The following is a 3,445-nucleotide window of genomic DNA, read 5'->3' on the forward strand; positions in this document are numbered from 1 at the left end:
GACATCTGCATCCCATGCTGGCAGGTTTAATGCGGCCGCAGCCTGTTCCAGCTGGTTGTTCAGGTTATGTGCATCCCAAGTCTGGATAATCGCTTCCAGCTTTTCCTGCTCTTTGGCCAGCGCATCAAAGTCAGCATCCGGCTCGGCATATTCAGCAAACACCTGATCTAGACGTTCCAGCGCATCTAGCGCTTCACGCACACCATCTTCAACGTTACCGCGAACGTCTTTGCTTGGATCTAGCGGTGGTTCCTGCTCTAGGTAGCCAATTTTGATACCTGGTTGTGCACGTGCTTCACCAGAGAAATCTTTGTCTACGCCCGCCATAATACGGAGCAAAGTGGACTTACCGGCACCGTTTAAACCAAGCACACCAATTTTTGCACCCGGAAAAAATGATAAAGAGATGTCTTTCAGGATTTCGCGTTTCGGCGGTACCATCTTCGACACTCGGTTCATCGTATAAATATATTGGGCCACGTAGGACTCCTCAACTGAAAAACCAAATGGGGGCAAAACTTATCCCCCTGCTCTCAAAAAGAGCGAAAAAAATTATCCGCTATTATACGCAGAATGCCTCGAAAACATAAGCCATTCCTCTGGACTTCAATGCATTGTTACAAGTTTTATCTGAGCGGATTTTCAAACTGCGCTTTTTAGTAAAAAACTTGCATTCCTGCAAGGATTCTATATAAATAATTAAGCTATTCAATTGAGTAAATATGCATTTTTGTGTATATCCAGAATGCTAGACTCACCCCATACCCAAAACATCAAGAAGATCGAATCTTATGACTTACAAAGCAGAAACTCTTGCCATTCATGCAGGTTATAGCCCCGAACCCACTACCAAAGCGGTCGCCGTTCCGATTTATCAAACCACTTCCTATGCGTTTGACAATACCCAGCACGGTGCAGATCTGTTTGACTTGAAAGTCCCGGGAAATATCTATACCCGTATCATGAACCCGACTACGGCTGTGCTGGAACAGCGGGTTGCTGCCCTGGAAGGTGGAATTGGCGCACTTGCCTTGGCTTCGGGTATGGCTGCAATTACTTATGCCATTCAGACCATTGCGGAAGCAGGTGACAATATTGCATCCGTTTCAACTTTATATGGCGGTACTTACAACCTGTTTGCCCACACCTTGCCAAAGCAAGGGATCGAAGTACGTTTCTTTGATTATGCAAATCCGGAAGCACTACGTGAACTGATTGATGACAAGACTAAACTGGTATTTGTTGAGTCGATTGGTAATCCGCTGGGCAATATTATTGACCTGGAAGCCATTTCCAAAATTGCCCATGAATATGGGGTTCCCGTAATCGTGGACAATACGGTTGCGACTCCAGTCCTGCAAAAATCTTTTGATTTTGGTGCGGATATTGTGGTGCACTCCCTGACCAAATATATCGGCGGTCATGGCAATTCAATTGGCGGCATCATTGTGGATAGTGGCAAGTTCCCATGGGGTAAATACCCTGAGCGCTTTAAAACACTAAATACCCCAGACCCAAGCTATCATGGCGTGAATTATGTCGAAGTGCTGGGCGAAGCGGCTTATATTGCACGTGCGCGTGTGGTACCGCTACGCAATACAGGCGCCGCGATTAGCCCGCAGAACGTCTTCCTGATTCTGCAAGGTTTAGAAACCTTAAGCCTGCGTATGGAACGTCATACCGAAAATGCCCAGAAAGTAGCCGAATACTTGCAACAACATGCCAAGGTAAAATGGGTCAATTATGCCGGCTTAAAAGACCATCCACAGCATGCTTTGGCACAAAAATATGTGAAAGGGAAACCATCAGCCATTCTGACCTTCGGAGTTGAAGATGGGCGCGAAGGGGGGGCACGCTTTATTGATGCACTCCAACTGTTTACCCGTCTGGTCAATATCGGCGATGCCAAGAGTCTGGCCTGTCACCCAGCTACCACTACTCACCGCCAGCTCAACCCTGAAGAGCTAAAATCTGCGGGAGTTAGTGAAGATATGGTGCGTTTATCCATCGGGATTGAACATATTGATGATCTGATTGCCGATCTTGAGCAGGCGTTGGCCGCTGTCTAAAACGTATTACTCCTTCAACAAACTCCATCTTTCGAGATGGAGTTTTTTATTTATTTTTAAAACAGAGACTTGCTCTGCTTTTGTTTTTCGTGTTAAAAATCAAATGAAACAATGAGTATAAATAGAGCAATTACTCTAATTTTTATTGTATTTTCAATAGTTTAATGTCTAGATTTTCCTGAAGAATTGATTATCATATTGTGACTCATCTTCGCTCTCATTTCCTGTTAGAGCCTTCACTGATTTTTAATAAAAAACAATTTGAATGCTATTTTCAAATTAGGGATAACAAACGTGAAAACTAAACTACAGAAACAATTGGAAAAACGTGTCGCAGGTAAAACGGTTCTGATTACCGGAGCCTCTAGCGGGATCGGCTTGACCACAGCTCATCAGCTGGCTGAGGCTGGCGCACATGTATTATTGGTGGCACGTACCCAGGAAACCTTGGAGCAGGTTCAACAAGAGATTGAAGCCAAAGGTGGTAAAGCCTCGATTTTTCCATGCGATCTGAATGATATGGAAGCGATTGACGAAGTCTCCAAGCAGATCATTGCCTCTGTCGATCATATCGATATTCTAATCAATAATGCTGGCCGCTCGATTCGTCGTGCTGTCCATGAGTCAGTCGACCGCTTTCATGATTTTGAGCGCACCATGCAGCTGAATTATTTTGGTGCAGTACGTCTGATTATGAATATCCTGCCACAAATGATGAGCCGCCGTGCTGGCCATATCATCAATATCAGCTCGATTGGCGTACTGGCCAATGCGACCCGCTTCTCGGCCTATGTGGCATCGAAGGCAGCACTGGATGCGTTTAGCCGTTGTCTGTCAGCTGAGGTCCATTCACATAAGGTGGCAATTACTTCGGTTTATATGCCTCTGGTACGTACCCCAATGATTGCACCCACCAAGATCTATAAATATGTGCCTACCCTGTCGCCAGAGCAGGCAGCTGCACTAGTTGCCTATGCAATTGTCAAACGTCCTAAGAAAGTAGCGACCCATCTGGGACGTCTGGCTTCAATTACTTATGCTGTTGCCCCGGACATCAACAATGTATTGATGTCGATTGGTTATAACCTGTTCCCGAGCTCTTCGGCTTCGGTTGGTCAGCCACAGAAACTGAACTGGGTACAAAAGGCCTATGCACGGATTTTCCCGGGCGAACACTGGTAAGAAACCCAAGACTCAAGCCGCCTGAACAGGCGGTTTTTGTTTTTTTAAACCTGTGTGTTTTTAGCATCTTGGATTCTCAAATGAAGTGCAACAGAGATTAAATTATTGAAAGGGAGCAAGATGAGCTAGCATTTTGCTTCCGACCGACCAAAGTCAAAGTTGCATCATGAACTATACTCATCTTACTCAAGAAG

Annotated in this window: 3 protein-coding genes; 2 read left to right on the plus strand and 1 reads right to left on the minus strand. The window is 45.3% G+C overall.

The features are described 5' to 3' along the window. A partial coding sequence (locus tag E2K52_RS13840) for an ATP-binding cassette domain-containing protein (protein ID WP_151205601.1) occupies positions 1 to 480 on the minus strand: 480 nt, incomplete at its 3' end. 311 nt (positions 481 to 791) lie between these two features. Between E2K52_RS13840 and E2K52_RS13845 the strand changes: the two genes are divergently transcribed. Then, positions 792 to 2,069: an O-acetylhomoserine aminocarboxypropyltransferase/cysteine synthase family protein gene (locus E2K52_RS13845; RefSeq protein ID WP_151205602.1), complete on the plus strand. Its 1,278-nt coding sequence runs from the start codon at positions 792 to 794 to the stop codon at positions 2,067 to 2,069. A 294-nt stretch (positions 2,070 to 2,363) separates the two neighbouring features. Next, positions 2,364 to 3,251, plus strand: coding sequence for an SDR family NAD(P)-dependent oxidoreductase (locus tag E2K52_RS13850; protein WP_151205603.1), 888 nt, complete (start codon positions 2,364 to 2,366; stop codon positions 3,249 to 3,251). Positions 3,252 to 3,445 lie beyond the last annotated feature (194 nt).

This window comes from Acinetobacter sp. RF14B (assembly GCF_006864105.1).
GTDB classification, from domain to species: domain Bacteria; phylum Pseudomonadota; class Gammaproteobacteria; order Pseudomonadales; family Moraxellaceae; genus Acinetobacter; species Acinetobacter lwoffii_C.

Bases quoted from the DNA above. Each gene is read 5' to 3' on its own strand.
- E2K52_RS13845 (WP_151205602.1), top strand. From the start codon at position 792: ATGACTTACAAAGCAGAAACTCTTGCCATTCATGCAGGTTATAGCCCC.